Origin of the sequence: Paraburkholderia ultramafica (assembly GCF_902859915.1) — a bacterium.
In the GTDB taxonomy this organism is placed as follows: Bacteria; Pseudomonadota; Gammaproteobacteria; order Burkholderiales; family Burkholderiaceae; genus Paraburkholderia; species Paraburkholderia ultramafica.
Window position 1 is genome coordinate 21,154 of the sequence record NZ_CADIKK010000017.1, and the last position, 24,884, is coordinate 46,037.

Annotated in this window: 26 protein-coding genes and 1 tRNA gene; 9 read left to right on the forward strand and 18 right to left on the reverse strand. The window is 62.9% G+C overall.

All coding sequences use genetic code 11. The annotated features are described in order from the left end of the window. Nucleotides 1-108: 108 nt before the first annotated feature. The 3 genes from HV744_RS18785 to HV744_RS18795 all read left to right on the forward strand — a co-directional run bounded on the left by HV744_RS18785 (nucleotide 109) and on the right by HV744_RS18795 (nucleotide 2,091). Nucleotides 109-447, forward strand: coding sequence for a YkgJ family cysteine cluster protein (locus HV744_RS18785; RefSeq protein WP_425497763.1), 339 nt, complete (start codon nucleotides 109-111; stop codon nucleotides 445-447). 123 nt (nucleotides 448-570) lie between these two features. Then, complete coding sequence (locus HV744_RS18790) at nucleotides 571-1,164, forward strand: DUF1439 domain-containing protein (protein ID WP_175150966.1); 594 nt, start codon at nucleotides 571-573, stop codon at nucleotides 1,162-1,164. A 90-nt stretch (nucleotides 1,165-1,254) separates the two neighbouring features. Further along, a complete protein-coding gene (locus HV744_RS18795; RefSeq protein WP_175150967.1) occupies nucleotides 1,255-2,091 on the forward strand; it encodes an undecaprenyl-diphosphate phosphatase in 837 nt (278 codons plus the stop codon). Between the two features lie 86 nt (nucleotides 2,092-2,177). Here HV744_RS18795 and trmB read toward each other — a convergent pair whose 3' ends face one another. The 5 genes from trmB to HV744_RS18820 form a co-directional block, all read right to left on the reverse strand. After that, nucleotides 2,178-2,960, reverse strand: a complete 783-nt coding sequence (gene trmB, locus HV744_RS18800) for a tRNA (guanosine(46)-N7)-methyltransferase TrmB (RefSeq protein WP_175150968.1) — start codon at nucleotides 2,958-2,960, stop codon at nucleotides 2,178-2,180. 836 nt (nucleotides 2,961-3,796) lie between these two features. After that, a tRNA-Gly gene (locus HV744_RS18805) sits at nucleotides 3,797-3,870 on the reverse strand. Nucleotides 3,871-4,097: 227 nt separating this feature from the next. Further along, nucleotides 4,098-4,661: a YggT family protein gene (locus HV744_RS18810; protein ID WP_175150969.1), complete on the reverse strand. Its 564-nt coding sequence runs from the start codon at nucleotides 4,659-4,661 to the stop codon at nucleotides 4,098-4,100. A 188-nt stretch (nucleotides 4,662-4,849) separates the two neighbouring features. Then, nucleotides 4,850-5,170: an EthD family reductase gene (locus tag HV744_RS18815; protein ID WP_175150970.1), complete on the reverse strand. Its 321-nt coding sequence runs from the start codon at nucleotides 5,168-5,170 to the stop codon at nucleotides 4,850-4,852. A gap of 77 nt (nucleotides 5,171-5,247) precedes the next feature. Next, on the reverse strand, nucleotides 5,248-6,183 hold the full coding sequence (locus HV744_RS18820) for a Rossmann-like and DUF2520 domain-containing protein (protein WP_175150971.1): 936 nt from the start codon (nucleotides 6,181-6,183) through the stop codon (nucleotides 5,248-5,250). A 774-nt stretch (nucleotides 6,184-6,957) separates the two neighbouring features. On the opposite strand from HV744_RS18820, the gene HV744_RS18825 reads away from it, so the two are divergent. Then, nucleotides 6,958-7,254 carry a hypothetical protein gene (locus HV744_RS18825; RefSeq protein WP_175150972.1) on the forward strand — a complete coding sequence of 99 codons (297 nt, stop codon included), beginning with the start codon at nucleotides 6,958-6,960 and terminating at the stop codon, nucleotides 7,252-7,254. A 164-nt stretch (nucleotides 7,255-7,418) separates the two neighbouring features. Further along, nucleotides 7,419-8,384: a threo-3-hydroxy-L-aspartate ammonia-lyase gene (locus tag HV744_RS18830; protein WP_175150973.1), complete on the forward strand. Its 966-nt coding sequence runs from the start codon at nucleotides 7,419-7,421 to the stop codon at nucleotides 8,382-8,384. A 57-nt stretch (nucleotides 8,385-8,441) separates the two neighbouring features. On the opposite strand, the gene HV744_RS18835 is transcribed toward HV744_RS18830, so the two are convergent. Then, nucleotides 8,442-9,119 (reverse strand): LysE family translocator, encoded by a 678-nt coding sequence (locus tag HV744_RS18835; protein ID WP_175150974.1) that lies wholly within the window; start codon nucleotides 9,117-9,119, stop codon nucleotides 8,442-8,444. A gap of 51 nt (nucleotides 9,120-9,170) precedes the next feature. Then, nucleotides 9,171-10,739, reverse strand: a complete 1,569-nt coding sequence (locus tag HV744_RS18840) for a UbiD family decarboxylase (RefSeq protein ID WP_175150975.1) — start codon at nucleotides 10,737-10,739, stop codon at nucleotides 9,171-9,173. 608 nt (nucleotides 10,740-11,347) lie between these two features. Here HV744_RS18840 and HV744_RS18845 point away from each other — a divergent pair. Beyond that, the gene (locus HV744_RS18845) at nucleotides 11,348-12,532 is read left to right on the forward strand and encodes a lytic transglycosylase domain-containing protein (protein ID WP_175150976.1); all 1,185 of its coding nucleotides are present in this window, start codon (nucleotides 11,348-11,350) and stop codon (nucleotides 12,530-12,532) included. Nucleotides 12,533-12,718: 186 nt separating this feature from the next. On the opposite strand, the gene HV744_RS18850 is transcribed toward HV744_RS18845, so the two are convergent. The 8 genes from HV744_RS18850 to HV744_RS18885 all read right to left on the reverse strand — a co-directional run bounded on the left by HV744_RS18850 (nucleotide 12,719) and on the right by HV744_RS18885 (nucleotide 20,317). Beyond that, nucleotides 12,719-13,915: a pyridoxal phosphate-dependent aminotransferase gene (locus tag HV744_RS18850; RefSeq protein WP_175150977.1), complete on the reverse strand. Its 1,197-nt coding sequence runs from the start codon at nucleotides 13,913-13,915 to the stop codon at nucleotides 12,719-12,721. A gap of 143 nt (nucleotides 13,916-14,058) precedes the next feature. After that, complete coding sequence (nusB, locus tag HV744_RS18855) at nucleotides 14,059-14,493, reverse strand: transcription antitermination factor NusB (protein ID WP_175150978.1); 435 nt, start codon at nucleotides 14,491-14,493, stop codon at nucleotides 14,059-14,061. Then, nucleotides 14,490-14,996, reverse strand: coding sequence for a 6,7-dimethyl-8-ribityllumazine synthase (gene ribH / locus HV744_RS18860; RefSeq protein ID WP_175150979.1), 507 nt, complete (start codon nucleotides 14,994-14,996; stop codon nucleotides 14,490-14,492). The genes nusB and ribH overlap by 4 nt, the downstream gene beginning before the upstream one ends. A gap of 49 nt (nucleotides 14,997-15,045) precedes the next feature. Continuing rightward, nucleotides 15,046-16,179 carry a bifunctional 3,4-dihydroxy-2-butanone-4-phosphate synthase/GTP cyclohydrolase II gene (gene ribBA, locus HV744_RS18865; RefSeq protein WP_175150980.1) on the reverse strand — a complete coding sequence of 378 codons (1,134 nt, stop codon included), beginning with the start codon at nucleotides 16,177-16,179 and terminating at the stop codon, nucleotides 15,046-15,048. Between the two features lie 216 nt (nucleotides 16,180-16,395). Beyond that, a complete protein-coding gene (locus HV744_RS18870) occupies nucleotides 16,396-17,010 on the reverse strand; it encodes a riboflavin synthase (RefSeq protein WP_175150981.1) in 615 nt (204 codons plus the stop codon). Nucleotides 17,011-17,025: 15 nt separating this feature from the next. After that, nucleotides 17,026-18,183, reverse strand: coding sequence for a bifunctional diaminohydroxyphosphoribosylaminopyrimidine deaminase/5-amino-6-(5-phosphoribosylamino)uracil reductase RibD (gene ribD / locus HV744_RS18875; RefSeq protein WP_175150982.1), 1,158 nt, complete (start codon nucleotides 18,181-18,183; stop codon nucleotides 17,026-17,028). A gap of 80 nt (nucleotides 18,184-18,263) precedes the next feature. Next, nucleotides 18,264-19,547 (reverse strand): glutamate-1-semialdehyde 2,1-aminomutase, encoded by a 1,284-nt coding sequence (gene hemL, locus HV744_RS18880; RefSeq protein ID WP_175150983.1) that lies wholly within the window; start codon nucleotides 19,545-19,547, stop codon nucleotides 18,264-18,266. 137 nt (nucleotides 19,548-19,684) lie between these two features. Further along, nucleotides 19,685-20,317, reverse strand: coding sequence for a hypothetical protein (locus tag HV744_RS18885; RefSeq protein WP_175150984.1), 633 nt, complete (start codon nucleotides 20,315-20,317; stop codon nucleotides 19,685-19,687). Between the two features lie 265 nt (nucleotides 20,318-20,582). Between HV744_RS18885 and HV744_RS18890 the strand changes: the two genes are divergently transcribed. The 3 genes from HV744_RS18890 (at nucleotide 20,583) to HV744_RS18900 (ending at nucleotide 22,918) form a co-directional block, all read left to right on the forward strand. Further along, complete coding sequence (locus tag HV744_RS18890) at nucleotides 20,583-21,803, forward strand: Bcr/CflA family multidrug efflux MFS transporter (protein ID WP_175150985.1); 1,221 nt, start codon at nucleotides 20,583-20,585, stop codon at nucleotides 21,801-21,803. A gap of 230 nt (nucleotides 21,804-22,033) precedes the next feature. Beyond that, on the forward strand, nucleotides 22,034-22,264 hold the full coding sequence (locus HV744_RS18895) for a hypothetical protein (RefSeq protein WP_175150986.1): 231 nt from the start codon (nucleotides 22,034-22,036) through the stop codon (nucleotides 22,262-22,264). Nucleotides 22,265-22,513: 249 nt separating this feature from the next. Continuing rightward, entirely contained in the window at nucleotides 22,514-22,918 is a 405-nt protein-coding gene (locus HV744_RS18900; RefSeq protein WP_175150987.1) for a RidA family protein, read from the forward strand. Nucleotides 22,919-23,045: 127 nt separating this feature from the next. On the opposite strand, the gene HV744_RS18905 is transcribed toward HV744_RS18900, so the two are convergent. From HV744_RS18905 to HV744_RS18915, 3 genes are all read right to left on the reverse strand, one after another. Continuing rightward, the gene (locus HV744_RS18905; protein WP_175150988.1) at nucleotides 23,046-23,195 is read right to left on the reverse strand and encodes a hypothetical protein; all 150 of its coding nucleotides are present in this window, start codon (nucleotides 23,193-23,195) and stop codon (nucleotides 23,046-23,048) included. Nucleotides 23,196-23,415: 220 nt separating this feature from the next. After that, on the reverse strand, nucleotides 23,416-23,661 hold the full coding sequence (locus tag HV744_RS18910; RefSeq protein WP_175150989.1) for a hypothetical protein: 246 nt from the start codon (nucleotides 23,659-23,661) through the stop codon (nucleotides 23,416-23,418). Nucleotides 23,662-24,045: 384 nt separating this feature from the next. Then, the gene (locus HV744_RS18915; RefSeq protein ID WP_175150990.1) at nucleotides 24,046-24,618 is read right to left on the reverse strand and encodes a hypothetical protein; all 573 of its coding nucleotides are present in this window, start codon (nucleotides 24,616-24,618) and stop codon (nucleotides 24,046-24,048) included. Nucleotides 24,619-24,884 lie beyond the last annotated feature (266 nt).

The following is a 24,884-nucleotide window of genomic DNA, read 5'->3' on the forward strand; positions in this document are numbered from 1 at the left end:
TTAAGTGAGTGGCCGTTGGCCGGATTGCGTAAAAAGGTCGCACGGAATGCGATGGCACAATGCGGGTCTGGCAATGCGTTGCCTGTTTTCGAGATCAGGAAGAATGTCGTGAGTGATGTACCAAATAGCGTGCCGAACAGCGTAGTGAAGTGCGGGTCTCCGTTTCGCGTGGCCGATCACGCGTGCCGCCCGGATTGCGGCGCGTGCTGTATCGCGCCGTCGATTTCGAGCCCCATTCCAGGCATGCCGCACGGCAAGCCGGCGGGCGTGCGCTGCGTGCAACTCGGCGACGACCTGCGCTGCGCGATCTTCGGCCAGCCGGGGCGGCCGGCGTGCTGTGCCGGTTTGCAACCGCAGACTGAAATGTGCGGCACGAACCGTGGCGAAGCGCTCGCATGGCTGACGCAGCTCGAGGTGCAAACTCAACCGCAAGCGGCGGCCCATTAGTCCGTCAGTCCTGTCAGCCCGTTACGTCAATAAGGCCTGCCACGCGCGCCATTCAAACCCGCACCAACCGAACATCAAGCAACCCAACCGCATGATCGAGAAGGCTTCCACAGGAGATTTCGCATGACTCGACCCGCAGCGCCGGCCCGGCGCCGCTTTCTGCGCGCAGCGCTGACAGGCTGCAGCGTACTCGGCATCACCGTATCGCTGGCGGCCTGCGCGACGCCGATTTTTCCGTTCATGCCATCGCACTACACGTTCTCGCAGAAACAGGTGCAGGAGGCGGTGCAGCGCAAATTCCCGTACCAGCGCACGGTCTCGCAAGTGTTCGATGTCGCGCTGACCAATCCGGTGGTTGGTTTGCTGCCCGATGCGAACCGCGTTTCGGTGAAGCTCGACGCGCGCTTCGCGAGCCCGTTCATGCCGCAGCCGGTTGACGCCGTGTTCACGCTTTCGAGCGAACTGGCCTACGACGCCGCCAGCAAATCAGTCGTGCTCAAGTCGCCGAACGTCGACAACGTCAGCGTGAACGGCCAGGCGCAGGCCTACATCCAGCAGATCAACGCGGCGGCGGCACTGCTTGCGACGCAGTTGCTGACCAACTATCCGATCTACACGTTCAAGCCCGAACAACTGCAATTTGCCGGGGTGAATTACGAACCCGGTACAATCACCATTCTTACAAACGGCATACGCGTGCAAATCGTCGAAAAATGACGCGGCGCGCGGCCGGCAGGGCCGCGCATGCATGTGATTGCTCGTGCCGGTCCTGTTCGTTCCGACAATCTACCGCCATAAGGGGCATGGATGGACTGGCTACTGGCTTGCAAGGCGTTGATTCTGGGCGTCGTCGAAGGGTTGACGGAGTTTTTGCCGGTGTCGAGCACCGGACATCTGATCGTGGTCGGCAGTCTGCTGAATTTCACCGACGAACACGCTAAAACCTTCGACGTCGTAATCCAGCTGGGCGCGATTCTCGCCGTGTGCTGGGAGTTTCGCCGCCGCATCGGGAGCGTGGTGGCCGGCTTGCCGAGCCGTCCCGAGGCGCGCCGCTTCACGCTGAATGTGATCATCGCGACGATTCCGGCGATCGTGCTCGGCCTGCTGTTCGAAAAATCCATCAAGGCGGCGCTGTTCTCGCCGGTGCCGGTCGCGTTCGCGCTGGTGGCGGGCGGTGTCGTGATCCTGTGGGCGGAGGCTCGCCAGCGAGCGCGGGGCGAAGCGGCGGTGCGGGTGCGCAGCGTGGATGATCTGAGCGCGCTGGATGCGCTGAAGGTGGGTCTCGCGCAGTGTTTCGCGCTGATTCCGGGCACGTCGCGTTCGGGCGCGACGATCATCGGCGGGATGCTGTTCGGGTTGGAGCGGCGGGTCGCGACGGAGTTTTCGTTCTTCCTCGCGATTCCGATCATCTTCGGCGCGACCGCTTATGAGCTCTACAAGGACTGGCATCTGCTGTCCACCGACGCGCTCGGCCGTTTCGCGCTCGGCTTCGTCGCGGCCTTCGTCAGCGCCTTTATCTGCGTGCGCTGGCTGCTGCGCTACATTGCGTCACATGACTTCACCGTGTTTGCCTGGTATCGGATCGGCTTCGGACTGCTGATCCTGCTGGTCGGCTATAGCGGTGCGTTGAACTGGGCCGACTGAGGTCGTTCGTTCCGCTCGCGCCATGCAAAAAGGTCCGCATTTGCGGACCTTTTTGCTATCGGCGGGTGAACGGCCGGCGCGCGGTCTTATGCCGTGCCGCGTTTGCGGAACACGAGATCCCACACGCCGTGCCCGAGCCGCAGTCCACGGCGCTCGAACTTCGTCACCGGGCGATACTCCGGGCGTGGCGCGTAGCCGTCAGCGGTGTTCTCCAGCGCAGGCTCGGCGCCCAGCACTTCGAGCATCTGTTCGGCGTAGTTCTGCCAGTCGGTCGCGCAATGCAGATAGGCGCCCGGCTTCAGGCGCGAAACCAGCAGCGCGACGAACTTCGGCTGGATCAGCCGGCGCTTGTGGTGGCGTGCCTTGTGCCACGGGTCTGGAAAGAAGATGTGCACGCCGTCGAGGCTGTCGGGCGCGATCATCTGTTCGAGCACTTCGACCGCGTCGTGCTGAATGATGCGGATGTTCGACAGTGACTGCTCGCCCATCAGCTTCAGCAGCGCGCCGACGCCCGGTTCGTGCACTTCGACGCCGAGAAAATCGTCGTCGGGACGGTGCGAGGCGATTTCCGCGGTGGTCGCGCCCATCCCGAAACCGATTTCCAGCACGCGCGGTGCGGCCCGGCCGAACACGCTGTGCCAGTCCGGTTGCTGCGGCGTGAAGGGCACCACGAAGCGCGGGCCGAGTTCGTCCATTGCGCGGCGTTGACCGGTCGACACGCGGCCGGCGCGCGTGACAAAGCTGCGGATGCGGCGCCGGTGCGGCGCTTCTGCTTGCGGCGCGTCGTCGCCGGCGGGATGGCCTGCGGCTGCGCTGGAGGGCGTCGGGAGTTCGTCCGGCAGGCCGGTGTCGTTTGGATCGTGGATCATCGTCGATGCTACAAGGGTGAGGGCTTCGCGGCTTGCGCGGCGTACTGCAACGTGCCTGTCCGCGTTCGCGCGGCAGGCGCCGCGAAGTGCGCGCGGTTTGCAGGCGCAGTGTTTGCGACTCGCTACGCCGGGCCGTTGCCACTACAAAAAAGCCGCCTTCAGGGAGGCGGCTCGTGCTGGATTCCGCTGAAGGCTCAGCGGCAAGGTGGAGCGGGCGTTGCAAGTGCGCGTAAGGTAGCACAACCGAAAAGGGTGCGTCCAGAAGGAGGGTGCGGGTGATGAATATGGAGGTGGTCACTCATAATGCGCTCTGATAACCGGAATCGGCGGCCGTGCGATTTTATCGTTTTGAAATCTATTCTTTCGCGGCAGATTATCTGCGCGAATTTCGCGGTGGGCGAGTATGTACACAATTATCGTTGCCGCGGCGAAGAAGGCTGGGTTGAAAGTGATCTGGCCGCCGCTGCGACACCTTCGCAGACTGCGCGTCGTTTAGGCGATGCCGATTTAAGGCGTGGTGCGCACTCAATTCAATGATTTACTGTGATTGATGGTGCAGGAATCTAGCGGGATAGTGGATTTGCGCAATTCGAAGTCTTCCGCACACGAGCTTTACAGGTTATTGCCGTCACAATGTGAGTTGAATCTGTGAGGTTCATCGGCAACGCGGTCGAAGAATATTGTGGCGGCAATCGCTCTATTCTTGGCGAGCATCGCAATGCTGACTCGGCTCGCTCGTTGTGGGAAGCGATTCGTTAAGCAATGCTTTCTCGGGGAGGCGGACAGAAGTGCTGCAGATGCAGATTCTTTCGCGGCGGAGCCGACTTGAAAGTATCTGGAGCGGGCGATGGGAATCGAACCCACGGCTCTAGCTTGGGAAGCTAGGGTATTACCATTATACGACGCCCGCAGAACGCACTATCTTACAGGGGTTTCGGCACTTTGGGGAGTGCAGGCGGTGGCAAGCGGCGTGAAAGTGTGTCGACCCCGGCGATTTCGGGAAGCAGCCTTTACGCCCGCTCGATTTTCTTCATCTTCAAATTGGCGAACAATTCGGCGGCGCATGGTTTTACTCGGGAAAGGGTGGGCTGCACAAATCACGCAGCCACCTCTTTCCCACGGACGCATCGCGCGTCGTCAGATCACGAAGTAGGTCAGCTGAACGGCTGCGCGTGTCACCACCATCAGCAGCACCTGCACGATCACGAACAGCAGAATCGGCGAAAGGTCGATCCCGCCGAGCTGCGGCATCACGCGGCGCAGCGGATTCAGAAACGGCGCGGTCAGCTGATACAGAATCGGCATGGCCGGCGAGCGCGGATTGAGCCATGACAGCAGCGCCATCAGGATCGTCATCCAGATGATCAGATTCAGCGCCCACTTGACGACGGTCAGCACGGCGACGATCAGCAGCGTCGGCACGAGCGTGAGCGGATCGGCGCCGGTGAGGACCACCATCAGCACCACATACACGATCGCCGCGAGCAGCGCCGCGACAAGGCTCGCCCAATCGATGCTGCGCGTACTCGGCAAGATGCGCCGCAGCGGCAGCACGATCCAGTTGGTGGCTTGCAGCACGGCGTTGGTCACCGGGTTGTAGGCCGGCATGCGCACGACCTGCAGCCAGGCGCGCAGCAACAACGCCGCGCCGAACAGCGTGAAGACGGTATTGAGCAGAAAACGGGCGATATCGCCAAACATCTCGTGTCCTTATGCTTCGGATGACGGCCGCCGATCGGCCGCGGGGTGCCGGCGTGGACCGATCGGTGCGCCGGCGGTTGGTTGGAACAGCATGCGCCTTTCGCGCGGTGATTCGGTGACGCGGCTTTCGATCCGGATTGAACGGCTAGCTGAATTGCACGCCGCCGTTTCGCTTCCGTCCGCGGGCATCACATGGAAATCTTGATCTCGCTGATCAGAATCGTGCCGTTGCCGCCGTCGGTGTAATTGGGGATGTCGGCCGTTAGTTGTCCGGCGGCCGGCTTGAAGACTTTATAGAACTCGTCCGCGCTATCGAACAGGAAGTGCCCCGCTGCCACGTACGGCGGCGGCGTTCCGGGCGGCCCCGCGTTGATGCCGACGTCGACCGACCAGCCCTTCAGCGACGGCCCGAACAGCTTCGCCGCCAGCGGCATGTGCGTGACGCAGTAATAGTCCACGTCGAAGTGACCGTTTTCCCGGTACGGATAGAGGATGCTGACCTTGATCATTGTGCGTTCTCGTCTGTTGATCCCGAAGCGCGGCGCTGGCGGATTGCACGCGGCGCCGGACGTCACATTATCACGCCTTACTTCACGCTTGCACCTGCCGCGGCCTGATTCAGCGACCGATTGAGCGATTCTTCCACGGCTTCGGAGATGGCTTCAATCGCGGCGGGCGGTGTCGCGCGGCGTTCGGCGAGTCCGACCGCGCGCCGCGACAGCAAACCGTACAGCGCGGCGTGGTCGCCGCCGAGGCCTTCCAGCAGCGCCAACTGCTTTTCGACGACCCCCGTGTCGCCACGCGACACGGGACCGGCGAGCGCGTTGGGCAAACCCTTGTCGCGGGCGGTTTCGATAGTGCCGGCGAGCATCGGCAGCAACGCGCGCAGCGCGTCGTCCTCGGCAAAACCCAAGGTGCGCCACAGCGCGACGCATTCGGCGAGGCTGCATAGCGCGAAGCTGGCCGCATAGTGCGCGGCGGCGTGATACAGCATGCGGCCGCCCGCCGGAATTGACAGCGGATGGCAGCGCAGCGCGATAGCCAGCGCCGTCAGGGTGTCCTTCAGCGCGCCGTCGGCCTCGATCGTCACCGAGCAGCCGGCGATCCGTTCGAGGTCGGCGAGATCCCCGCTAAAGAGGTACAGTGGATGAAATCCGCCGATCGACGCGCCCTGGTCGCGCGCCGGCGCCAGCAATTCGACCGGCGACGCGCCGCTACAGTGCACCAGCGCCTTGCCGTGCCGGCTGGCGGCGTCGGGGCCGAACCGCAGTGTGTGCGCTGACGTACCGATGCTGTCGTCGGGAACGGCTAAAAACACGATATCGGCGGCGTCGACCACCTGTTGTGGATCGGTGGATGCCGCGCAATGCTCGATTTGACTGGCAAGCCGGCCGGCCGAGGCCGCCGAGCGGCTCGCCACCGCCGTGACCGGATAGCCGGCGCGTGAAAAGCTCAGCGCGAGACAACGCGCGAGCCGGCCCGCACCGATAAAACCGAGGCGCGGCAGATGGGACTGGGACATGGTTGCCTGCTCCAGACGGAACATTTGAACGGAAAGCAGAAGTATCGCGCATTCGGTTGTCAGCAGCGCGATCCGGCACCGGCTTTCGTCTGATCAGATGGCGCGCAATATGGTGTCTGCAGCCGGTCATCCGGCCGCGCGCCGCCCGCAAGTTTGAAAACTGCTCGCAATTCTTGATGCGCCGGTTTGGCAGTGGCTGTTTCTGGGTACTTCGTTTCGCAGTCAGATTCGGGAGGTTCACGATGAGTATTTTTTCTTACCGAAAGCACTTGCGGTTCCTGACACATGCACAGCGCCGTCGCTGGTGGGATCAGAAAAAGCGCCTGAAGCCGCGTGTGCATATCAGCGGCGCCTACGTCCCGCCCAGTGTGTCCCGCGAATTTGCGTATGTGAAGGTCGGCTGAACTGGCGGCTTCACTGGTGAGAAATGCCCGGCGCAATTCGCCGGGCATTTTTTATTGGGCGACCCATTCACGCTGTCAGGATTGAAGCTAATGTGTAATCAAAAATTACTGAAATGCGAACATGGAAAGCGCGGGTTCCACAGAATGGCCTATTCACATCCGTTGAAGTCCGCTCAAACCCTTGATCTTCAGCCCCCCAGGATGCCGCCCCAGAGCCTGCCGCGCTCACGCGAATGACGGGCGATTGCCGGGAATTGCAATTTGCAACAAATGCGAACAAATGCGCGCGGTCTTTTTCGATACATTGGTGCAGTAGCATGCAGGGCATGCGAAGTCGGCGACCTAGGTAGGCCGCGCTAGGAGAACAAAAGTGAAAAAGATCGTTCCGTTCGTGGTTGCCACAGCACTCGGCCTGGGACTCGCCGGTGCCGCTCAGGCGCACGTTTCCGTTGGTATCGGTATTGGGGTTCCGATTGCGCCGGCTTATCCGGTGTACGCAGCACCGCCGCCGGTCTACTATGCACCGCCGCCGCCGGTCTATGCGCCGCCGGTCTACTATGCACCGCCGCCTGCTGTGGTGGTGGGTGGTTACTACGGCGGTTATGGCCGTCCTTACTATCACCACGGCTACTACCGCGGTTACCGCCACGGTTACTATCGCTACTAAGTGCGGCAGGCAATCCCTAACTATGTCGACGGCGTAACGCCGGCTTGAGCGCCGGGTTGCGCCGTTTTTGCATTTCTGTTCCCGTGCCGGCAAGGCCGACGTTCCAAAGCATTCGCGAAACTGGGAAAATGGCTGTTTCGCCAACGCTCTGGAGAGTTTCGCCGATGCAAGCGCTTCCCGCTCCCACTTTCGACGACGTACTCGACGCCGCCGCGCGTCTTGAAGGCGTCGCCCATCGCACCCCCGTCCTGACGTCGAGCACGTTCGATGAACACACGGGCGCGTCGGTGTTCTTCAAATGTGAAAATTTTCAGCGCATGGGCGCGTTCAAGTTTCGCGGCGCCTATAACGCGATATCGCACTTCGATGCTGAACAACGCAAAGCGGGAGTGCTGACGTATTCGTCGGGCAATCATGCGCAGGCCATTGCGCTGTCGGCGCGTCTCGCCGGCATCCACGCGACGATCATCATGCCGCGCGACGCCCCTGCGGCCAAAGTTGCGGCGACCAAGGGCTATGGCGGCGAAGTGATCACCTACGACCGCTATGCGGAGAACCGCGAAGAGATCGGCCGGCGGCTCGCCGAAGAGCGCGGTATGACGCTGATTCCACCGTATGACCATCCGCATGTGATCGCCGGGCAGGGCACCGCCGTGAAAGAGTTGCTCGACGAAACCGGCCCGCTCGACATGCTGTTCGTGTGCTTGGGCGGCGGCGGATTGCTCGGCGGCAGCGCTTTGTCAGCGGCGCAATTGAGCCCGGCGTGCACGGTGATCGGCGTGGAGCCGGAAGCGGGCAACGATGGCCAGCAATCGCTCGCACGCGGCGAGATCGTGCATATCGACACGCCGCGCACGATCGCCGACGGCGCCGCCTCCACGCATCTCGGCGACTACACGTTCGCGATTATCCGCGAGCGCGTGGCGCGCATCGAAACCGTCAGCGACGAGCAGCTGATCGGGACGATGCGCTTTTTCGCGCAGCGCATGAAGATGGTCGTCGAGCCGACGGGCTGCCTCGCGGCGGCCGCGGTGCTCAAAGGCATCGTGCCGGTGAGGGGCAAGCGCGTCGGCGTGGTGGTGAGCGGCGGCAATGTCGATCTGGCGAAGCTTGCGGAGTATCTGGCCTGATCGATCGGCTCGAATCTGGTTGGAGAAAACGGCTCGCCAACGCGAGCCGTTTTTTCGTCAGCTCGCGACGGGCGCGGTTTGCACGATCAGATCGTGATACCCGTTGACGATCACGCTGTACGAGAAGTAAGCGAACAGCAGCGCGGACAGCACGTGGCAGGCACGCAGCAGACCGGCGCCTGCGCGCTTGCGGCCGTGGCTGCCGAGTCCGCAGATAAAGATCGTCCAGCACAGACCGCCGAGAAAGAAGCCGCCGAGGAACACCAGCGCGGTCTTCGGGCTCGTGGCGCCTGCTTTCGCGATCAGCGCGCCGCCGACCGCCGCGAACCACAGAATCGCCGACGGCGACGACACGGCCAGCAGCACGCCGCGCAAAAAGCCGCGCCACGGCGACAGGTGCGGCGCATTGGCGTCGCCTTCGCCGGCCAACGCCGGCGCCGACGCCGGGAACATCGCTTCACGCGCCATTTTCCACGTGAGGAACAGCAGGATCGCCGCACCGCCGATCCATGCCACCCAGCGCACCGATTCGAACTGCAGCAGCGCGGCCATGCCCGCTAGCGCGAGCGCCGCGTAAATCAGATCGCCGACGCACGAACCCAGGCCGAGCCAGAACCCCGGCTTGAAACCGTGCGACAGCGTCAGCGAAATTATCGCGACGTTCACGAGACCGATATCCAGGCACAACGACAACGACAGAAAAAATCCGTCCGACATCATTGAAAAGGCGTGCATCCGTGCAACTGCTCCATCTACTTTGTTGTTGGTCTTGTCGTACGGCTCGCCTCACAGGCCCAACTCGTTCCACAAGCTATCGACGCGCTGTTTCACCGCGTCGTCCATCACGATCGGGTGGCCCCATTCGCGATCGGTTTCGCCAGGCCACTTGTTGGTCGCGTCGAGTCCCATCTTCGAGCCGAGGCCCGCCACGGGCGACGCGAAATCCAGATAGTCGATCGGCGTGCGATCCACCAGCACCGTGTCGCGGGCCGGATCGATGCGCGTGGTGATCGCCCAGATCACTTCCTTCCAGTCGCGGATATTGACGTCCTCGTCGACCACGACGATGAACTTCGTATACATGAACTGCCGCAGGAAGCTCCACACGCCGAACATCACGCGTTTGGCGTGGCCGGGGTAGCTCTTCTTCATCTGCACGATGGCCATGCGGTAGCTGCAGCCTTCGGGCGGCAGATAGAAGTCGGTGATTTCGGTGAACTGCTTCTGCAGCAGCGGCACGAACACTTCATTGAGCGCGACGCCGAGCACAGCCGGCTCGTCGGGCGGTTTGCCGGTGTAGGTGGAGTGGTAGATCGCGTCGCGCCGCATCGTGATGCGCTCGACCGTGAAGACCGGGAACCACTCCTGCTCGTTGTAGTAGCCGGTGTGGTCGCCGTACGGCCCTTCGAGCGCATGTTCATACGCCGCCGCCGCGCCCTTGGCCGGACGCGGCGGCGCGCCTGCGGGGGCGGGCGAGGGCGTGCCTTCCTGCGGATAGATGAAGCCTTCGAGCACCATCTCGGCACGCGCGGGCACCTGCAGGCCGTCGACGCCCGGCGTGACGCACTTCGCGAGTTCGGTGCGCGCGCCGCGCAGCAGTCCGGCGAACTGGTATTCGGACAGCGTGTCGGGCACCGGCGTGACCGCGCCGAGGATCGTCGCCGGATCGGCGCCCAGCACGACGGCCACCGGATACGGCTTGCCGGGGTTCTGCAGCGCGAATTCGCGGAAGTCGAGTGCGCCGCCGCGATGCGCAAGCCAGCGCATGATCAGTTTGTTACGGCCGATCAGTTGCTGGCGATATATGCCTAAGTTTTGTCGGCTCTTGTTCGGGCCTTTTGTGACGGTCAGACCCCATGTGATCAGCGGGCCGGCATCGCCCGGCCAGCAGGTCTGGATCGGCAGCTTGGCGAGGTCGACGTCGTTGCCTTCCCAGACGATTTCCTGGCAGGGCGGCGCGCTTACCGTCTTGGGCACCATGTCCCACACCGCCTTGGCCAGCGAAAACAGCTTGCCCGCGTCCTTGAGCCCCTTCGGCGGCTCCGGCTCCTTCAACGCGGAGAGCAGGCGACCGACGTCGCGCAGCGACTCCAGCGCCGCGCCATCGCCTTCACCGGCTTGCGCGTCGACACCCATGCCGAGCGCGACACGGCGCGGCGTGCCGAACAGGTTGCCGAGAACCGGGAACGCATGCTGTTGCTTGCTCTCGAACAACAATGCGGGACCGCCGGCACGCAGCACGCGGTCGCACAGCTCGGTCATTTCCAGGTTTGGCGAGACGTTCTGCGAGATACGGCGCAATTCACCGATCGCCTCGAGACGACTGACAAAATCGCGCAGGTCTTTGTATTTCATCTGGTGCGGTTCAGTGCCGCGTCAGCGGCGAAAGAGAAGGGCGCGGCAGGCTGCACGGCGCCAGAACAATTGTCGATTTTACCTGCGTTGGCTAGCGCACGTAGATTGACCAAACGGCTTAGCCGGAACGGATGAGTTCAGACCGCTCAAAAGGCGCGTGGCGCGCGGTTCCTGGCGGACTGAACAGTGTTCATTATTACAAATAGTTATATTTTTGCGACTCTATAGTGTTGACGATCTATAAAACCGTGCATAGAATCCGTCCACATTGGTTGCAGGGCGTGAACCTTTTTACCACTGCCCCCGGTCCCATCAGACGCAACGCGTCACCGCTTACCGATCCCCTGCACGGTATTTGACGGTTTATTGAAGTTCTTGCCAGCGCCGACGGACGCTGGTTTTTCGCGTGGGAGCCACCGCCCGCATGCTTTTTTGGCATGGCGCGGGCCATTTTTTCAAGATGGCTTCCCACAAACGGTTTTTGCCGTTTTCCCGACGTCGCTGCTGCCCTAACCAGACAGAGCGCGCGATGTCTTGATTCTGCGAGCGTGTGGTGCCGCCATCTTCATCTGGCGGGGTTCGCGGATCATGCAACATGGGAGATCTGAATGAACGCCTGGTTATCGTGGCGTCCCGATGAGCGTATCGCGCAAGTTGTGCGTGGTGTGCTGCGTCGCGGGACGCGAATGAGTCATCACCTGTTCAGCATCGTCGGCGGTATCGCTGTCGTGCTGGCAGTCGCACTGTGGCTGATGCCGGCCTGGCGCGGCACCCTTGCCGCGCGCTTGATGCCGGTAATTTCCGCCGCCGTGCAAGCGGGCCCCGCCCGTCTGCTGCAGGGCAACCCGCTGCCGTCTTTCGGGCCGCCTGGCAACGTTGGCGCGCCCTCCGACGAGTCGCTGTCGTCCAACTCGCCGAACAGCACCGACCCCGCGAGCGGTTCGAATAGCGGCAACACCAGCCTCACCGCGACCAACACCAGCTTCGACGGCGCTTTCGACGGCCCCGGCTCGGCCGGGATGGGCGTCGCCGCGCTGAACGGGCTCGACCCGCGCACCATGCAGAGCGTCAGCGCGTTGGCGCGCCTGATTCCGGCGCAGCGCGTGTCGCCCGACGCACGCGACGACCGCGTGCTGGTATCGAGCCGTGAGCAGGATATGGTCGCGTCGTACCTGGCGCGGCGTTATCGCGTCGCTCAGGAGCCCGTCGGCGAGCTCGTGAAGGCCGCGTTCGACACCGGCCGCGAAGTCGGTCTCGATCCGCTTCTGCTGCTGTCCGTGATGGCGATCGAATCGGGCTTCAACCCGTACGCCGAGAGCGGCGTGGGTGCGCAAGGCCTGATGCAGGTGATGTCCAAAGTGCATTCGGACAAATTCCAGTATTTCGGCGGCGAGAGCGCGGCTCTCGAACCCCTCGCGAACATCAAGGTGGGCGCGCTGGTGCTGAAGGACTGTATCGCACGCGGCGGTTCGCTGCCGGGCGGCTTGCGCCTGTACGTCGGCTCGACCTCACAGGATGACGGCGGCTACGGCGCCAAGGTGATGGCCGAGCGTGGCCGTCTGCGCGACGTGGCGCGCGGCCGCAAGGTGCCGATCAACGCCCCGCAGGCACCTGTTCTGACCGCATCGACCAACACGGCGACGGCTGCTGCCAGCAGCGGCAAGCGTGTGCAGGTGACGCTCGAAGGCGGTCATGTGCTGAGCGCGCCGGTGAAGACGCCGGCTGCTTCCGAGCAGGACGATGCCAGCTCGAATACGAAGCACGTGGCGTCGGCTTCGGAGTTGGGCGCTTGAGCTTGAGCAGCGCCATGTCGGCGGTCTGATGCAGGAGCGGCCGCTATGAAAAAAGGACACTCACGAGTGTCCTTTTTTTTGCGCCTGGCGGGCGCGCAAAGCGGGGGCGCGGTGTGTGGCGCTCGACGCGTACTTCAAGCACGTCCGCGGCGGCGATCTCGGCGCCGCGGCTTCACAACATGCCGGTCAGTGCCGACCGAACAACTTCGCCAACCGCTCAACCGCCTCTTCCAGCTTCGGATAGGCGGTGGCGTACGACAACCGGATGTACTCCTTCGGCGCATGCGTGCCGAAGTCCATGCCCGGCACCAGCACCACGCCCGCATCGTGCAGCATCGCTTTGGTGAGCGCCGCACTGTCGCCGGCCGCCTGATGCGCGACGGTGCGGCAATCGGCATAGACGTAGAACGCGCCGTCGGGCATCACCGGCACCGAGAAGCCCAGCGACTCCAGCGCGGGCGCGATGAAGTCACGGCGACGCTTGAACTCCAGACGACGGGCTTCGTAGACGGCGATTGTTTCCGGTTCGAAGCAGGCGAGCGCCGCATGCTGGGCAAGCGCCGATGCGCAGATGAAGAGGTTCTGGGCGAGCTTTTCAAAGGCGCCGACCATGCCGGGCGGCACCACCAGCCAGCCCAGACGCCAGCCGGTCATGTTGAAGTACTTCGAAAAGCTGTTGACGGTGATCACGTCGCCGCCGAACGAGAGCGCCGACACGGGTTTCGCGTCGTAGCTCAAGCCCTGGTAGATCTCGTCGACGATGGTGAATCCGCCGCGCGCCCGCACGGCCTTGACGATGCGCTCGAGTTCGGCCGGCTCGATCGATGTGCCGGTCGGGTTCGACGGCGACGCGAGCAGCACGCCACGGGTGCGCTCGTTCCACAGGCGTTCGACGTCAGCGGCGGTCAACTGGAAACGTTCGGCCGGGCCGCTTGGCACCATCACCGGCTTGCCTTCGGCGGCGATCACGAAGTGCCGGTTGCACGGATAGCACGGATCGGGCATCAGCACTTCGTCGTCGCGATCGACCAGCGCCGCGCAGGCCAGCAGCAACGCGGCGGAGGCCCCCGCGGTGACGACGATCCGCGCCGGATCGACGTCGACACCGTAGACCTCGGCGTAATGCGCCGAAATCGCTTCGCGCAGCGCGTGCACGCCGAGCGCGTTGGTGTATTGCGTCACGCCGCGGCGCAGCGCGCTGGCCGCCGCTTCGATGACCGGCTCGGGCGCGGTGAAATCGGGTTCGCCGATTCCCATGTGAATGATGTCGCGTCCGTCGCGCTCGAGAAGCGCGGCCTCCTTGGCCAGTTCCATCACGTAGAAAGGCTGGATGGCGTCGACGCGCGCAGCAAGCCGCACCAAAGGTTCGGTCACGGAGTTCATACAATCAAATCCAGTTCAGAAGCAAAAGCGGGACGGCGCCTGCGCAATCGTTCATGCGCGAGACCGCGTCCTTGCCGGCGGTTCGGTTTGCCGCGTGCGGCGCGGCGCATGCCGGGACCCTGCCGAAGTCATGCGCCAGACGCTCAGGGCTTGCGAGCCGCCTGCGTTTCAGTCGCGCGCAGTTGCGCCGACAGCTTGTCCAGCACGCCATTCACGTACTTGTAGCCGTCCGCGCCGCCGAACGTCTTGGCAAGCTCAACCGCTTCGTTGATGACCACGCGATAGGGGATATCGACGTGATTCTTCAGTTCGAACGCGGCGACCAGCAGCACCGCGCGTTCGACCGGCGAGAGCTGGTCGAGCGGGCGGTCGAGACACGGCGCGATATCGGCGGACAGCGCCTCCGAATCGCGGATCACGCCGTGCAGGATTGCGTCCAGATGCTCGTGGTCGGCCTTGTCGAAGCCTTGCGCGCCGCGCAGCTGCGCGTCGATCTCAGCGCCGGGCGAACCCGACAGCAGCCACTGGTAAAGCCCCTGCGTGGCCAGTTCGCGGGAGCGTCGGCGTGCGCTCTTCATGCCTCTTCCTCTTCTTCGTCTTCTTCTCCGTCGTCGCCGCCGAGTTGTTCGAGCGCGACGGCGAGGTTCGCCATTTCGACGGCCACGCGCGCTGCGTCACGACCCTTCTCGGTCATGCGGGCGACGGCCTGTTCGTCGTTTTCGGTGGTCAGTACGGCGTTCGCAACCGGAATGCCGAAGTCGAGGCCGATACGCGAGATGCCTGCGCCGCTTTCGTTCGAGACCAGTTCGAAGTGGTACGTTTCGCCGCGAATCACCGCGCCGAGCGCGATCAGTGCGTCGAATTGCGCGCTTTCCGCGAGCTTTTGCAGCGCCAGCGGGATTTCCAATGCGCCCGGCACGGTGACGAGCAGCACGTCTTCACCGGTCACGCCTAGGCGTTCGAGTTCTTCGATGCAGGAGTCCGCGAGGCCATTGCAGACGGGTTCGTTAAAGCGCGCCTGGACGATGCCGATGCGCAGTCCGTCGCCGTCGAGATTCGGTTGGTATTGTCCGATTTCCATGTGAATTCCGTAGTGATTTGAGTGGGCGCTAAGCGCGTGAATGGTTGGATCAGCCTTGCGGGGCCTGCGCGGTGCTGCCCGGCATCGGTACGAAGCCGGTGACTTCGAGACCGTAACCCGACATGCTGCCCAGCTTGCGCGGGTTCGACAGCACCTGCATCTTGCCGACACCGAGTTCGCGCAGAATCTGCGCGCCGATGCCGTATGTCTTGAAGTCGACCGGCCGGCGTTTGAGCGCCTGCGCTTTTTCCTTCGAGTCGAACGCCTTGAAAACGTCGATCAGATGGTCTTTCGAGTCGCCGCAGTTCAGCAGCACGACCACGCCGAGGTCGCGTGCGGCGATCTCTTTCATTGCCGCATCCAGCGTCCACGAGTGAGTGGATTCGCTGACTTCGAGCAGATCCAGCACCGACAGCGGCTCGTGTACGCGCACCGGCGTGTCCTGCTCCGGGTGCGGCTTGCCGCGCACGAGTGCGATATGCGGCTGGCCGCTCGGCTGGTCGAGATACATGACCGCGCGGAACGCGCCGTGCGCCGTGTGCATCGTGCGTTCGCAAATACGCTCGACGATCGACTCGGTGCGGCTGCGATAGTGGATCAGATCTGCGATCGTGCCGATTTTCAGATCGTGTTCTTTTGCGAACTCCAGCAGGTCCGGCAGGCGCGCCATCGTGCCGTCGTCCTTGATGACCTCGCAGATCACCGCGGCCGGCGTAAGGCCGGCCAGCGCCGTGAAGTCGCAACCCGCCTCGGTATGGCCGGCGCGCACCAGCACGCCGCCGGGCTGGGCCATGATCGGGAAGATGTGGCCCGGCTGCACGATGTGCTCGGACTTGGCGTCCGGCGCGACCGCCGCGGCGATGGTGCGGGCGCGGTCGGCCGCCGAAATGCCGGTGGTCACGCCTTCGGCCGCTTCGATGCTGACCGTGAAAGCGGTTCCGTACTGGGTGCCGTTGCGGTATGTCATCAGCGGCAGGTTCAGCAGCTTGCAGCGTTCCTGCGTCAGCGTCAGGCAGATCAGACCACGGCCGTAGCGGGCCATGAAATTGATCGCTTCCGGCGTGACGAACTCGGCGGCGATCACGAGGTCGCCCTCGTTTTCGCGGTCTTCTTCGTCGACGAGGATCACCATCCGGCCGGCTTTCAGTTCGGCGATGATCTCTGGGGTGGAGGCGAGCGTCATGTTGGCGTTGGCGAGATTATCGGGAAAGCGCGTATTTTACGCCACGCGCGAGTCCAAGTCGCCTCCGCCGAATGGCATAGGCCGTTTGGCCGACTGGCGATGAGCCGTTCGCCGTTGCTATGCTCGTTGAAACGATGGACGCATGAACCGGCGCAAAGCGGCAGGGCGCCGCCGCCGGCCCATGCGTGGCCGGGCACGCGGCCCGGCGTTGGCCCGTTATTTCGGCGCGTTCAGCATGCGCTCGACATAGCGCGCGATCAGATCGATTTCCAGATTCACCTGCGTGCCTTCACGCAGACGCTTGAGCGCGGTCACTTCGACCGTGTGCGGAATCAGGTTGATCGAGAATTCGCAGCCGTCGTCGCGATCTTTAACCGAGTTGACGGTCAGGCTCACGCCGTTGACAGTGATAGAGCCTTTGTACGCCAGGTAGCGGCCGATCTCGCGCGGCGCCAGCACGCGCAGTTCGTGCGATTCGCCCACCGGCGCGAAATGCGTGACCGTGCCGAGGCCGTCCACGTGGCCGGAAACGATATGGCCGCCGAGCCGGTCGTGCGCGCGCAGCGCCTTCTCGAGATTGACTTCGCCGATCTCGCCGAGGCCCGCCGTGCAGTTCAGGCTTTCGCGCGACACGTCGACTTCGAACGAATGGGCGGTCTTCGCGACCACGGTCATGCAGGCGCCCTGGATTGTGATGCTGTCGCCGAGCTGCACGTCGCCGAGCTCCAGGCCGCCGGCTTCGACGTTCAGGCGCACACCCGCGTCGCCGTCCGTGCCCAGCGGCTTGACTGATTCGATGCGGCCCACTGCCGCGACGATTCCTGTGAACATCGTGCTAATCCTTGGTCAATTCGAAACGGGTGGGAGTGCGTGATCGATGCCGGCTTCGGGCGCGGCCTGCGGCGCGAAGCGCGCGAGAATCCGCAGATCGTCGCCGATCCGGTCGACCGCGTGGAAATTCAGTTTGACACGGCCATCAAGCGTTTCGGGTGCGCTGAGATTGAACATGCTCATCGAATCCATGCCGAGCAGGCTCGGTGCAAGATACACGAGCAGTTCGTCGACACAGCCTTCGCGCAGCAGCGAGCCGTTCAGCTTGTAGCCCGCCTCGACATGCAGCTCGTTGACGCTGCGCTCGCCGAGCACTTTCAGCACGCCAGGCAGATCGACCTTGCCGGCCGCGTTCGCCAGCTGGACGATCTCGGCGCCGCGATCGCGCAGCGCGTTGGCGCGATCGGCATGACGCTGATCGAGATTGCCGCAGAAGATCAGCGTGGGAGCGCCGGCCAGAATGTGCGCATCCGGCGGTACGTCGAGCTGGCTGTCGATCAACACGCGGTGCGGCTGGCGCGGCGTGTCGACGGCGCGCACCGTCATGCGCGGATTGTCTTCCCTGACGGTGCCGATGCCGGTCAGGATCGCCGACGCGCGGGCGCGCCACGCGTGGCCGTCGGCGCGCGCCGCTTCGCCGGTGATCCACTGGCTGACGCCCGACGGCAGGCCGGTGCGGCCATCCAGCGAAGCCGCCACTTTCATGCGGACCCACGGGCGGCCGCGCGTCATACGCGACACGAAGCCGATGTTCAGTTCGTGCGCTTCGTTGGCGAGCAGCCCGCAACGCACTTCGATGCTGGCGTCGCGCAGCATCGCGAGACCACGTCCGGACACTTGCGGATTGGGGTCTTCCATCGCCGCGACCACGCGCGCGACCCGAGCTTCGATGAGCGCGTTCGCGCATGGCGGCGTGCGGCCGAAGTGGCTGCACGGTTCGAGCGTCACATAGGCGGTGGCGCCGCCCAGATCATGGCCGCGCGAGCGCGCGTCTTTCAACGCGCGAATCTCCGCATGATCCTGGCCGGCCGGTTGCGTGAAGCCTTCGCCGATCACTTCGCCGTTCTTGACGAGCACGCAACCCACGCGTGGGTTCGGGTCGGTCGTGTACATGCCGCGCTTGGCCAACGCGAGCGCGCGTTCCATATGGACGAAGTCGGTTTGCGAAAACATCGGGGTCCGGTCGGGTACGGTGGCTAGGCTGTGTTGAGTTTCGGTTTCGGCGGGTTCGGTGTTGCTGGAGCGTGCCGGCTTCAGGCCGCCAGCGCCGCGAACGCGCCGCGCGCTGCATCGATCGTGGCGTCGACGATCGCGTCGTCGTGAGCGATCGAAACGAAGCCCGCCTCATACGCCGACGGCGCGAAGTACACGCCTGCGTCGAGCATCTTGTGAAAGAACGCGTTGAAGCGCGGCACGTCGCTCTTCGTGACTTCGGCGAAGCTGGTCGGGATCGACTCGGTGAAGTAGAGGCCAAACATGCCGCCGAGCGAATCGGCCGCGAACGGCACCTTCGCTTTGCGCGCGACCTGCGCGAGACCCTGCACGAGACGCGTGGTGCGCGCGGCGAGCATGTCGTAAAAGCCCGGCGCCTGAATCAGTTGCAGCGTCTTTAGGCCGGCGGCCACCGCGATCGGATTGCCAGACAGCGTGCCCGCCTGATAGACGCCGCCGAGCGGCGCGAGATGAGCCATGATGTCGCGCCGTCCGCCGAAGGCCGCCGCCGGCATGCCGCCGCCGATCACCTTGCCCAGACACGTCAGGTCCGGCGTGATGCCGTAGACCTCTTGCGCGCCACCGAGCGCGACGCGGAAACCGCACATCACTTCGTCGAAAATCAGCACCGAGCCATATTCGCTGCACAGGCGCCGCAACGCTTGCAGGAATTCCGGCGTGGCGCGCACGAGGTTCATGTTGCCCGCGACCGGCTCGACGATCACCGAGGCGATCTCGTTGCCGAATGCCTTGAACGCTTCTTCGAGTTCGGCGACGTTGTTGTATTCGAGGACGGTGGTGTGCCTGGCGATATCCACCGGCACGCCCGCCGACGTCGGATTGCCGAAGGTCAGCAGGCCCGAGCCCGCCTTGACCAGCAGACTGTCCGCGTGACCGTGATAGCAGCCTTCGAACTTGACGATGCGGCTGCGGTTGGTGAAGCCGCGCGCGAGACGCAGCGCGCTCATGGTCGCCTCGGTGCCGCTCGACACCATGCGGACCTGTTCGATCGACGGCACCAGCTTGCAGATCTCTTCGGCGATTTCCACTTCCGACTCGGTTGGCGCGCCGAACGAGAAGCCGTTGGCCAGCACGCGCTGCACCGCTTCGAGGACTTCCGGGTGGACGTGGCCGAGGATCATCGGGCCCCATGAGCCGATGTAGTCGATATAACGCTGGCCGTCCGCGTCCCAGAAGTAGGGGCCTTGTGCGCGCTCGATGAAGCGCGGTGTGCCGCCTACGGAGCGGAAGGCACGGACCGGCGAGTTCACGCCGCCGGGGATGGTGCGTTGCGCGCGGTCGAAGAGGATTTCGTTTCTGGACATGGCGATGGCTGAAATTGGGGTTGCGCAGCGGCGCAGGCTGCCCGTGGGCGATTCGCGCGATGCTGGGATAGGTGGAGAAATTGTACCGGAGTCAGCGTGAACGGGCTGTGCGGTTGCCCCGGCGTGCGGCCTTTTGCTCAACCTTCTTGTAGGCGTTTCGTCGCCGTCTTCTTCGTTGCTGTTTTGGTTGCGGATTCAGCGGTCTGATTGCTTGCCGCTTTCGGCTTCGTGCCTGGGCGACTCGCCGCCGCGCTCTTTGCCGCCGCCGCCGCGTGGGCCGTGACTTTGCTCGAACGTGTGGGGCCCGTCGGCGTGTCGAGTTTCGGCGGCTTGCGTTTGCCGGTGAGCTCAGCCCAGCGCTTTTCCAGCGCGCCTTCGGCAATCGGCTTGATCACCGTGCCCGAGCATTGCGCATCCCAGGTCTGCACGGAGAGCGGATGCGTGCGCAACATCTCGCGCGGGATCACCGGCGCTTCGTGCGCGTCGACGAGCCAGTCGTACACGAAGTCGATGCACAGGCGATAGCCGCGTTTCGTCGCCGGGTCGGGGACCTCATACGGCGCGCGCGTCACGTAACCGGAGCCGAAAATGCCCTTCGGTTGCCGGGCCACGCGATGCAGGAACACGCGGTCTCCCGGCAGAATGCTGCGCGCGAATCCGCAGCCCCACACGTCAGTGACCGCGACGCCCGCGGCGACGCGTTGCGCGATGTCGGGCAACTCGGGCCACGGCCATTTCTCGGGGCTCCAGATCAGCAGGAATGCGGTCATCGCAGGCTCGAAACGGGATAAGTGGGAAGGCTGCCGCGAACGCGTTCGCGCGCTGCCCGAACGTTCAGGCGGCAGCTTAACCGATCGACGGCGCGTTTGCCGCGCACGGTCGACGCTGCGGCCGCTCATCCACACAGGCATCTCGGGCACAGCGGGGGCACTCGCCGGCATGAGCCGTCGCGTACAATCGAGGCCGACAAGTTGCCGCTTTCCCGTTCCACCCGTTCCGCTGCCGGTGACGGCGCGGCGCTCCATTCGGATTCCCATGTCTCACGTCGTCAGAAGCCGGCCCGATGGCCGGCTGATTCTGTTGCTCGGTGCGCTTGCCGCGTGCGGGCCGATTTCCATCGACATGTATTTGCCGAGCCTGCCGACCATCGCGCAGGCCTTCGCGATCAGCACCGGCGCCGCGCAGGCGACGCTCACCAGTTTCATGTTCGGCTTTTCGATCGGCATGCTGCTCTATGGTCCGCTGTCGGATACCTATGGCCGGCGGCCGGTGCTGCTTGGCGGCATCGTCATGTATGCGCTCGCGAGCGTCGCGTGCGCGCTGTCGGTCTCGATCGGCACGCTGGTGACGTTCCGCTTCGTGCAGGCGCTGGGCGCGGGCGCGGCGTCGGTGCTGGCGCGCGCGATTGCACGCGACGCGCACGGCCCGACCGATGCCGCCCGCGTGTTGTCGATGCTCGCGATCGTCACGGCGATCGGGCCATTGCTCGCGCCGCTGATCGGCGGTCAGTTGCTGCTGCTCGGTGGCTGGCGCGCGGTGTTTGTCGTGCTGACGCTGTTCGGCGCAGTGTGCGCGGTCACCGCTTTCTTCAAGGTGCCGGAAACGTGGTCGAGCGAGAAGCGTGCGCAGTCGGCGCTGCTGAAATCGTTCGGCGCATATGGCAAGCTGCTGCGCGATCCGGTTGCGTGGGGGCATATGCTGTGCGGCGGCATGGCGTTCGCGTCGATGTTCGCGTACATCACGGCGACGCCGTTCGTGTACATCGAGTATTTCCATGTGTCGGCACAGCATTATGGCTTCCTGTTCGCGTTGAACATCGTCGGCATCATGTTCGGCAACTTCATGAATACGCGTCTCGTCGGCCGGCTCGGTTCGCTGCCGATCATTTCATTCGCGGCAACCGTGAGCTTCGTGGCTTCGCTGTTTGTCTGTCTCGTGTCGCTGAGCGGTTGGGGCGGATTGTGGTCGATCGTGTTCGGTCTGTTCTTCGTGGTCGGGGTGGTGGGTTTGTTGTCCGCCAACTGCACGACCGATCTGATGCACCGCTATCCGCTGAACGCCGGCGCCGCGGCCGCCGTGTTCGGCGCGGTGCAACTGGCGCTTGGCGCGTTGTCGAGTCTCGCGGTCGGGCTGTGGCAGGACGGCTCGCCAAGAGGCATGGGCATCGTGGTGGGCGTGGCGGGATCGCTGTGTTACGTCGGGCGGATTCTGGTCATCAAGTGGCATGGAGCGAAGGCGCCTGTCGCTGCCGCTTGAGGGGTGCCCGAAGGCGTTGCCGGAACTTCGTCTGAGGGCTGCCTAAGGGCTGCCTGAGGGCTGCCTTAGGTCTGCCTGAGGGGGACGATGCCGGCGTCGCCGATATCGCATACCCGTTCGTCGCCGGCAATACGGCGTGCCTACGGAAAACACCAGGTGTTGCGTGCGCGCTACCGTGCCAATCAAATTGCATTGCTATGATGGAGCCACTGTTCCTCGGAGCGGCAATCATGGCGATCAGAGACTTGATGAACGGCGAACGGCAACATGCTGCTTTCGCCGAAGCGCAGAAGCTGGCTGACAGCGGCGCCTATCACGATTACACAGACATTGAATACGTCTTGCGCTTTGATTACGGGTTGACCGACGTGTCGGCTTTGCTCGACAGCCAGTTGATGCATCGCGACCTGAATCACCGTTGCGCCGATGCGCGCGAGAAGCTGGAGTTGCTTAGCGTGTGACGGGCGTGGCGGTGGTCGAGCGGGCTTGCTAATTCAAGCATGCGCGGCGCGCTGGACGCTGTTTGGTGTATCGCCTGGTGCATTGAACGCAGCAGCTTTTGTTTGCTGCTGCCGTGTGTTGCGTGACTCTGCTCTGCGTTGCGTTGCGTTCGCGAATGAGCGCATGATGACGCTCGCCGCGTGTGCGGCGTGCGTCATCATGCGTGCAGTCTGCGCCGCTGAAACGTCATCGCCTTTGGAGTGATATTCATGGCTGGTAGCCAGCACGATCCGCGTCTGCCCCAGACGGACAACCCAGCCGCGCTTGCAAAGCCAGGCGGTCACTACAGCCACGTCGCGATCGCGAATGGCTTCGTGTTTGTCTCGGGGCAATTGCCGATCAGCGCGCAGGGCGACAAGCTAGCCGATGCGTCGTTCGAGGTGCAGGCCGAACAGGTGCTGGCCAATGTGCAAGCCGCTCTCGAAAGCGCTGGCAGCAGCATCGCGCAACTGGTGCAGGTGCGCGTCTATATCGTCGATGTCGAGCACTGGATGAGCTTCAATCAGATCTACGCGCGTTGGGCAGGTGAAGCACGGCCGGCGCGTGCCGTTGTGCCGGTCCCCCAACTGCACTATGGATTCAAGATCGAGGTGGAGGCGACTGCGCTGGTTTAGGTCGAGGGCGTGGCGACGAGTGGTCGCGAGTTTTGGCGGTCGCTCGTGTTTATTGGGTTCATTGGGGTGCCTCTTTATTGAGCCTTTATAGCGCGGCTCACTGATGAGCCTCATCACCGATGCCGGCTTAGTGAACCACCAGTCCATTGAACTGGACATTGCTCACGCCGGCCGCGATATTCACACCCGCATTGCCGCTCACGCCTGTCATCGCGCTGGCGTCGAGTGCAGCGGTCGCGCTGCCTCGCGAAAAGGTATTGAGCGATATGACGCTCACGGCTTTCTTGCGTCGCGTGAAGGTCAAGAGCGGCACGCCGGGACGTATGGCAACACTGTACGGCTTCAGAAGCAGCTTCCGTGATTGGGCCAGCGAGCACGGCTACGCTCGCGCATACCGTGTCGAACAAGGTCGAAGCCGCATATAACAGAACGGACCTTTTGGAGTAGCGCCGCCCGATGACGGAAGTCTGGGCGACGCATGTATGCAGCGTTATGAATTAATCCTGTAAGTTTACGAATTCAATGCCATCCAACAGGTTAATGAGTTGTGGCAGCACGCTTTCTTCAGGCGCGCACCGTTTTCCGTCGTCATCCACTTGATCTTGAGTGATATCCGTGCCATCCCATCCTTTGCCACGGAGTGGATATAGCCTTGTATTCACTGCCTTTGCATCCCCGTCAAAATGAATTACCCACCTACCATCCCGCTTGCTAACTCCCGAAAAATTGGAAAGGTCTTTCACGCTGACGTTGTTATGGCATCCAAATTGAATCTCAATCCCGAATCGGAGTTGAACCTTAGGGTTAATTTCAGCTTCGTAGTTTGCAACCGGAGGTCCCCCCCGTCGCTCGTCCGTGTAAGTGTTCCATCGTAAGGGTTGGTCATCCTGAAGTGACAGCCATCTAAGCTCATTTCGTGGGCAATCACCTTCCCAGCCTTCTCTTCGTCGGCCCAAATTGAAGCAGCCATAAAGAACAGCGGAACCAATAGAAGTAGTTTAAAATTCATTATCCCTCTGCGTTCAAAACCATTAGGGCTGTCCCAGCCCTAGCCTTCCGCCCTCGGGAACAGAGTGCCATCCGCCAGAATCGTTAACGCACTTGTATAAGTATTTACGAGAAGCGGATTAATTTGCAAATTCAACACTGTCCAGGAGGCGAATGACTTGGGGGAGCGCGGACTCGTTGGGATGTCGCAGATAACCCACTGAGCGAGCGATCCCGCAAACTGCGAGCGCTTTGTGCGAGATGCAGAAAGCAAAAGTTCGTGTGCGGCGCTCTTCGTCGCCATTGATAGTATCTTGCGTAACACCGCCGCCGTCCCACCCCTTTCCACGCAGAGGGTAGAAGGTCGTATTCTCCTTTGGATCGCCGATAGCGCCAGGAGACGTGTCCATTGCCCACCCGTCGGCACTCATTTTTATTCCTGCAAGATCGGAGAATGTTTTGTCATTTGCAGGATTTTCACAGCTAAATTGAATCCACGTTTCGAAAGGATATTTCGCCTTCGGATTAATTACCGAGATATAGCTTGCAGAGTAAGGGGTGCTCTCGCTGTCAACAGAAACCCTACCGTTAAATGGGTCGCGGAGTGTGAATTCGCAGCCATCGAAGGCAACCTGACGCTCAACTGTAGATTCGGCGTATGCCTGGTTAACTAGCAAAGGGATCATAGCCAAATACAAAAAAAATCTCTTCACATGTCTCTCCGTTCATATCCGTCAGGGCTCTCCCAACCTTGACCCGCCGCGTTCGAGAATAACGTGCCGTCAGCCAGGATCATTAATGCGCTTACGTAAACATGATATCGCGCCAGAATGCCATTTAATCCGGTCAGTTTACGAATTCGATACTGTCAAGCAATCGAATGATGTGAGGTCACGCGGTTTCTCCAGGGTCGGTGAGATACATCACTGTATCGTCTAAGCCACACAGCGCTTGGGTGCCGTGTACCAAACAAAATGTA

What these genes read in the sequence shown, in the direction of transcription:
- ribH (WP_175150979.1), bottom strand. Translation starts at nt 14,996, where the DNA reads ATGGAAATCGGACAATACCAACCGAATCTCGACGGCGACGGACTGCGC.
- HV744_RS18870 (WP_175150981.1), bottom strand. Translation starts at nt 17,010, where the DNA reads ATGTTCACAGGAATCGTCGCGGCAGTGGGCCGCATCGAATCAGTCAAG.
- HV744_RS18830 (WP_175150973.1), top strand. Translation starts at nt 7,419, where the DNA reads ATGCAAGCGCTTCCCGCTCCCACTTTCGACGACGTACTCGACGCCGCC.
- HV744_RS18885 (WP_175150984.1), bottom strand. Translation starts at nt 20,317, where the DNA reads ATGACCGCATTCCTGCTGATCTGGAGCCCCGAGAAATGGCCGTGGCCC.
- HV744_RS18795 (WP_175150967.1), top strand. Translation starts at nt 1,255, where the DNA reads ATGGACTGGCTACTGGCTTGCAAGGCGTTGATTCTGGGCGTCGTCGAA.
- HV744_RS18815 (WP_175150970.1), bottom strand. Translation starts at nt 5,170, where the DNA reads ATGATCAAGGTCAGCATCCTCTATCCGTACCGGGAAAACGGTCACTTC.
- ribBA (WP_175150980.1), bottom strand. Translation starts at nt 16,179, where the DNA reads ATGACGCTCGCCTCCACCCCAGAGATCATCGCCGAACTGAAAGCCGGC.
- HV744_RS18820 (WP_175150971.1), bottom strand. Translation starts at nt 6,183, where the DNA reads ATGTCCCAGTCCCATCTGCCGCGCCTCGGTTTTATCGGTGCGGGCCGG.
- ribD (WP_175150982.1), bottom strand. Translation starts at nt 18,183, where the DNA reads ATGTTTTCGCAAACCGACTTCGTCCATATGGAACGCGCGCTCGCGTTG.
- HV744_RS18845 (WP_175150976.1), top strand. Translation starts at nt 11,348, where the DNA reads ATGAACGCCTGGTTATCGTGGCGTCCCGATGAGCGTATCGCGCAAGTT.
- HV744_RS18850 (WP_175150977.1), bottom strand. Translation starts at nt 13,915, where the DNA reads ATGAACTCCGTGACCGAACCTTTGGTGCGGCTTGCTGCGCGCGTCGAC.
- HV744_RS18890 (WP_175150985.1), top strand. Translation starts at nt 20,583, where the DNA reads ATGTCTCACGTCGTCAGAAGCCGGCCCGATGGCCGGCTGATTCTGTTG.
- HV744_RS18790 (WP_175150966.1), top strand. Translation starts at nt 571, where the DNA reads ATGACTCGACCCGCAGCGCCGGCCCGGCGCCGCTTTCTGCGCGCAGCG.
- trmB (WP_175150968.1), bottom strand. Translation starts at nt 2,960, where the DNA reads ATGATCCACGATCCAAACGACACCGGCCTGCCGGACGAACTCCCGACG.
- HV744_RS18900 (WP_175150987.1), top strand. Translation starts at nt 22,514, where the DNA reads ATGGCTGGTAGCCAGCACGATCCGCGTCTGCCCCAGACGGACAACCCA.
- HV744_RS18835 (WP_175150974.1), bottom strand. Translation starts at nt 9,119, where the DNA reads ATGCACGCCTTTTCAATGATGTCGGACGGATTTTTTCTGTCGTTGTCG.
- HV744_RS18840 (WP_175150975.1), bottom strand. Translation starts at nt 10,739, where the DNA reads ATGAAATACAAAGACCTGCGCGATTTTGTCAGTCGTCTCGAGGCGATC.
- nusB (WP_175150978.1), bottom strand. Translation starts at nt 14,493, where the DNA reads ATGAAGAGCGCACGCCGACGCTCCCGCGAACTGGCCACGCAGGGGCTT.
- hemL (WP_175150983.1), bottom strand. Translation starts at nt 19,547, where the DNA reads ATGTCCAGAAACGAAATCCTCTTCGACCGCGCGCAACGCACCATCCCC.
- HV744_RS18810 (WP_175150969.1), bottom strand. Translation starts at nt 4,661, where the DNA reads ATGTTTGGCGATATCGCCCGTTTTCTGCTCAATACCGTCTTCACGCTG.
- HV744_RS18895 (WP_175150986.1), top strand. Translation starts at nt 22,034, where the DNA reads ATGGCGATCAGAGACTTGATGAACGGCGAACGGCAACATGCTGCTTTC.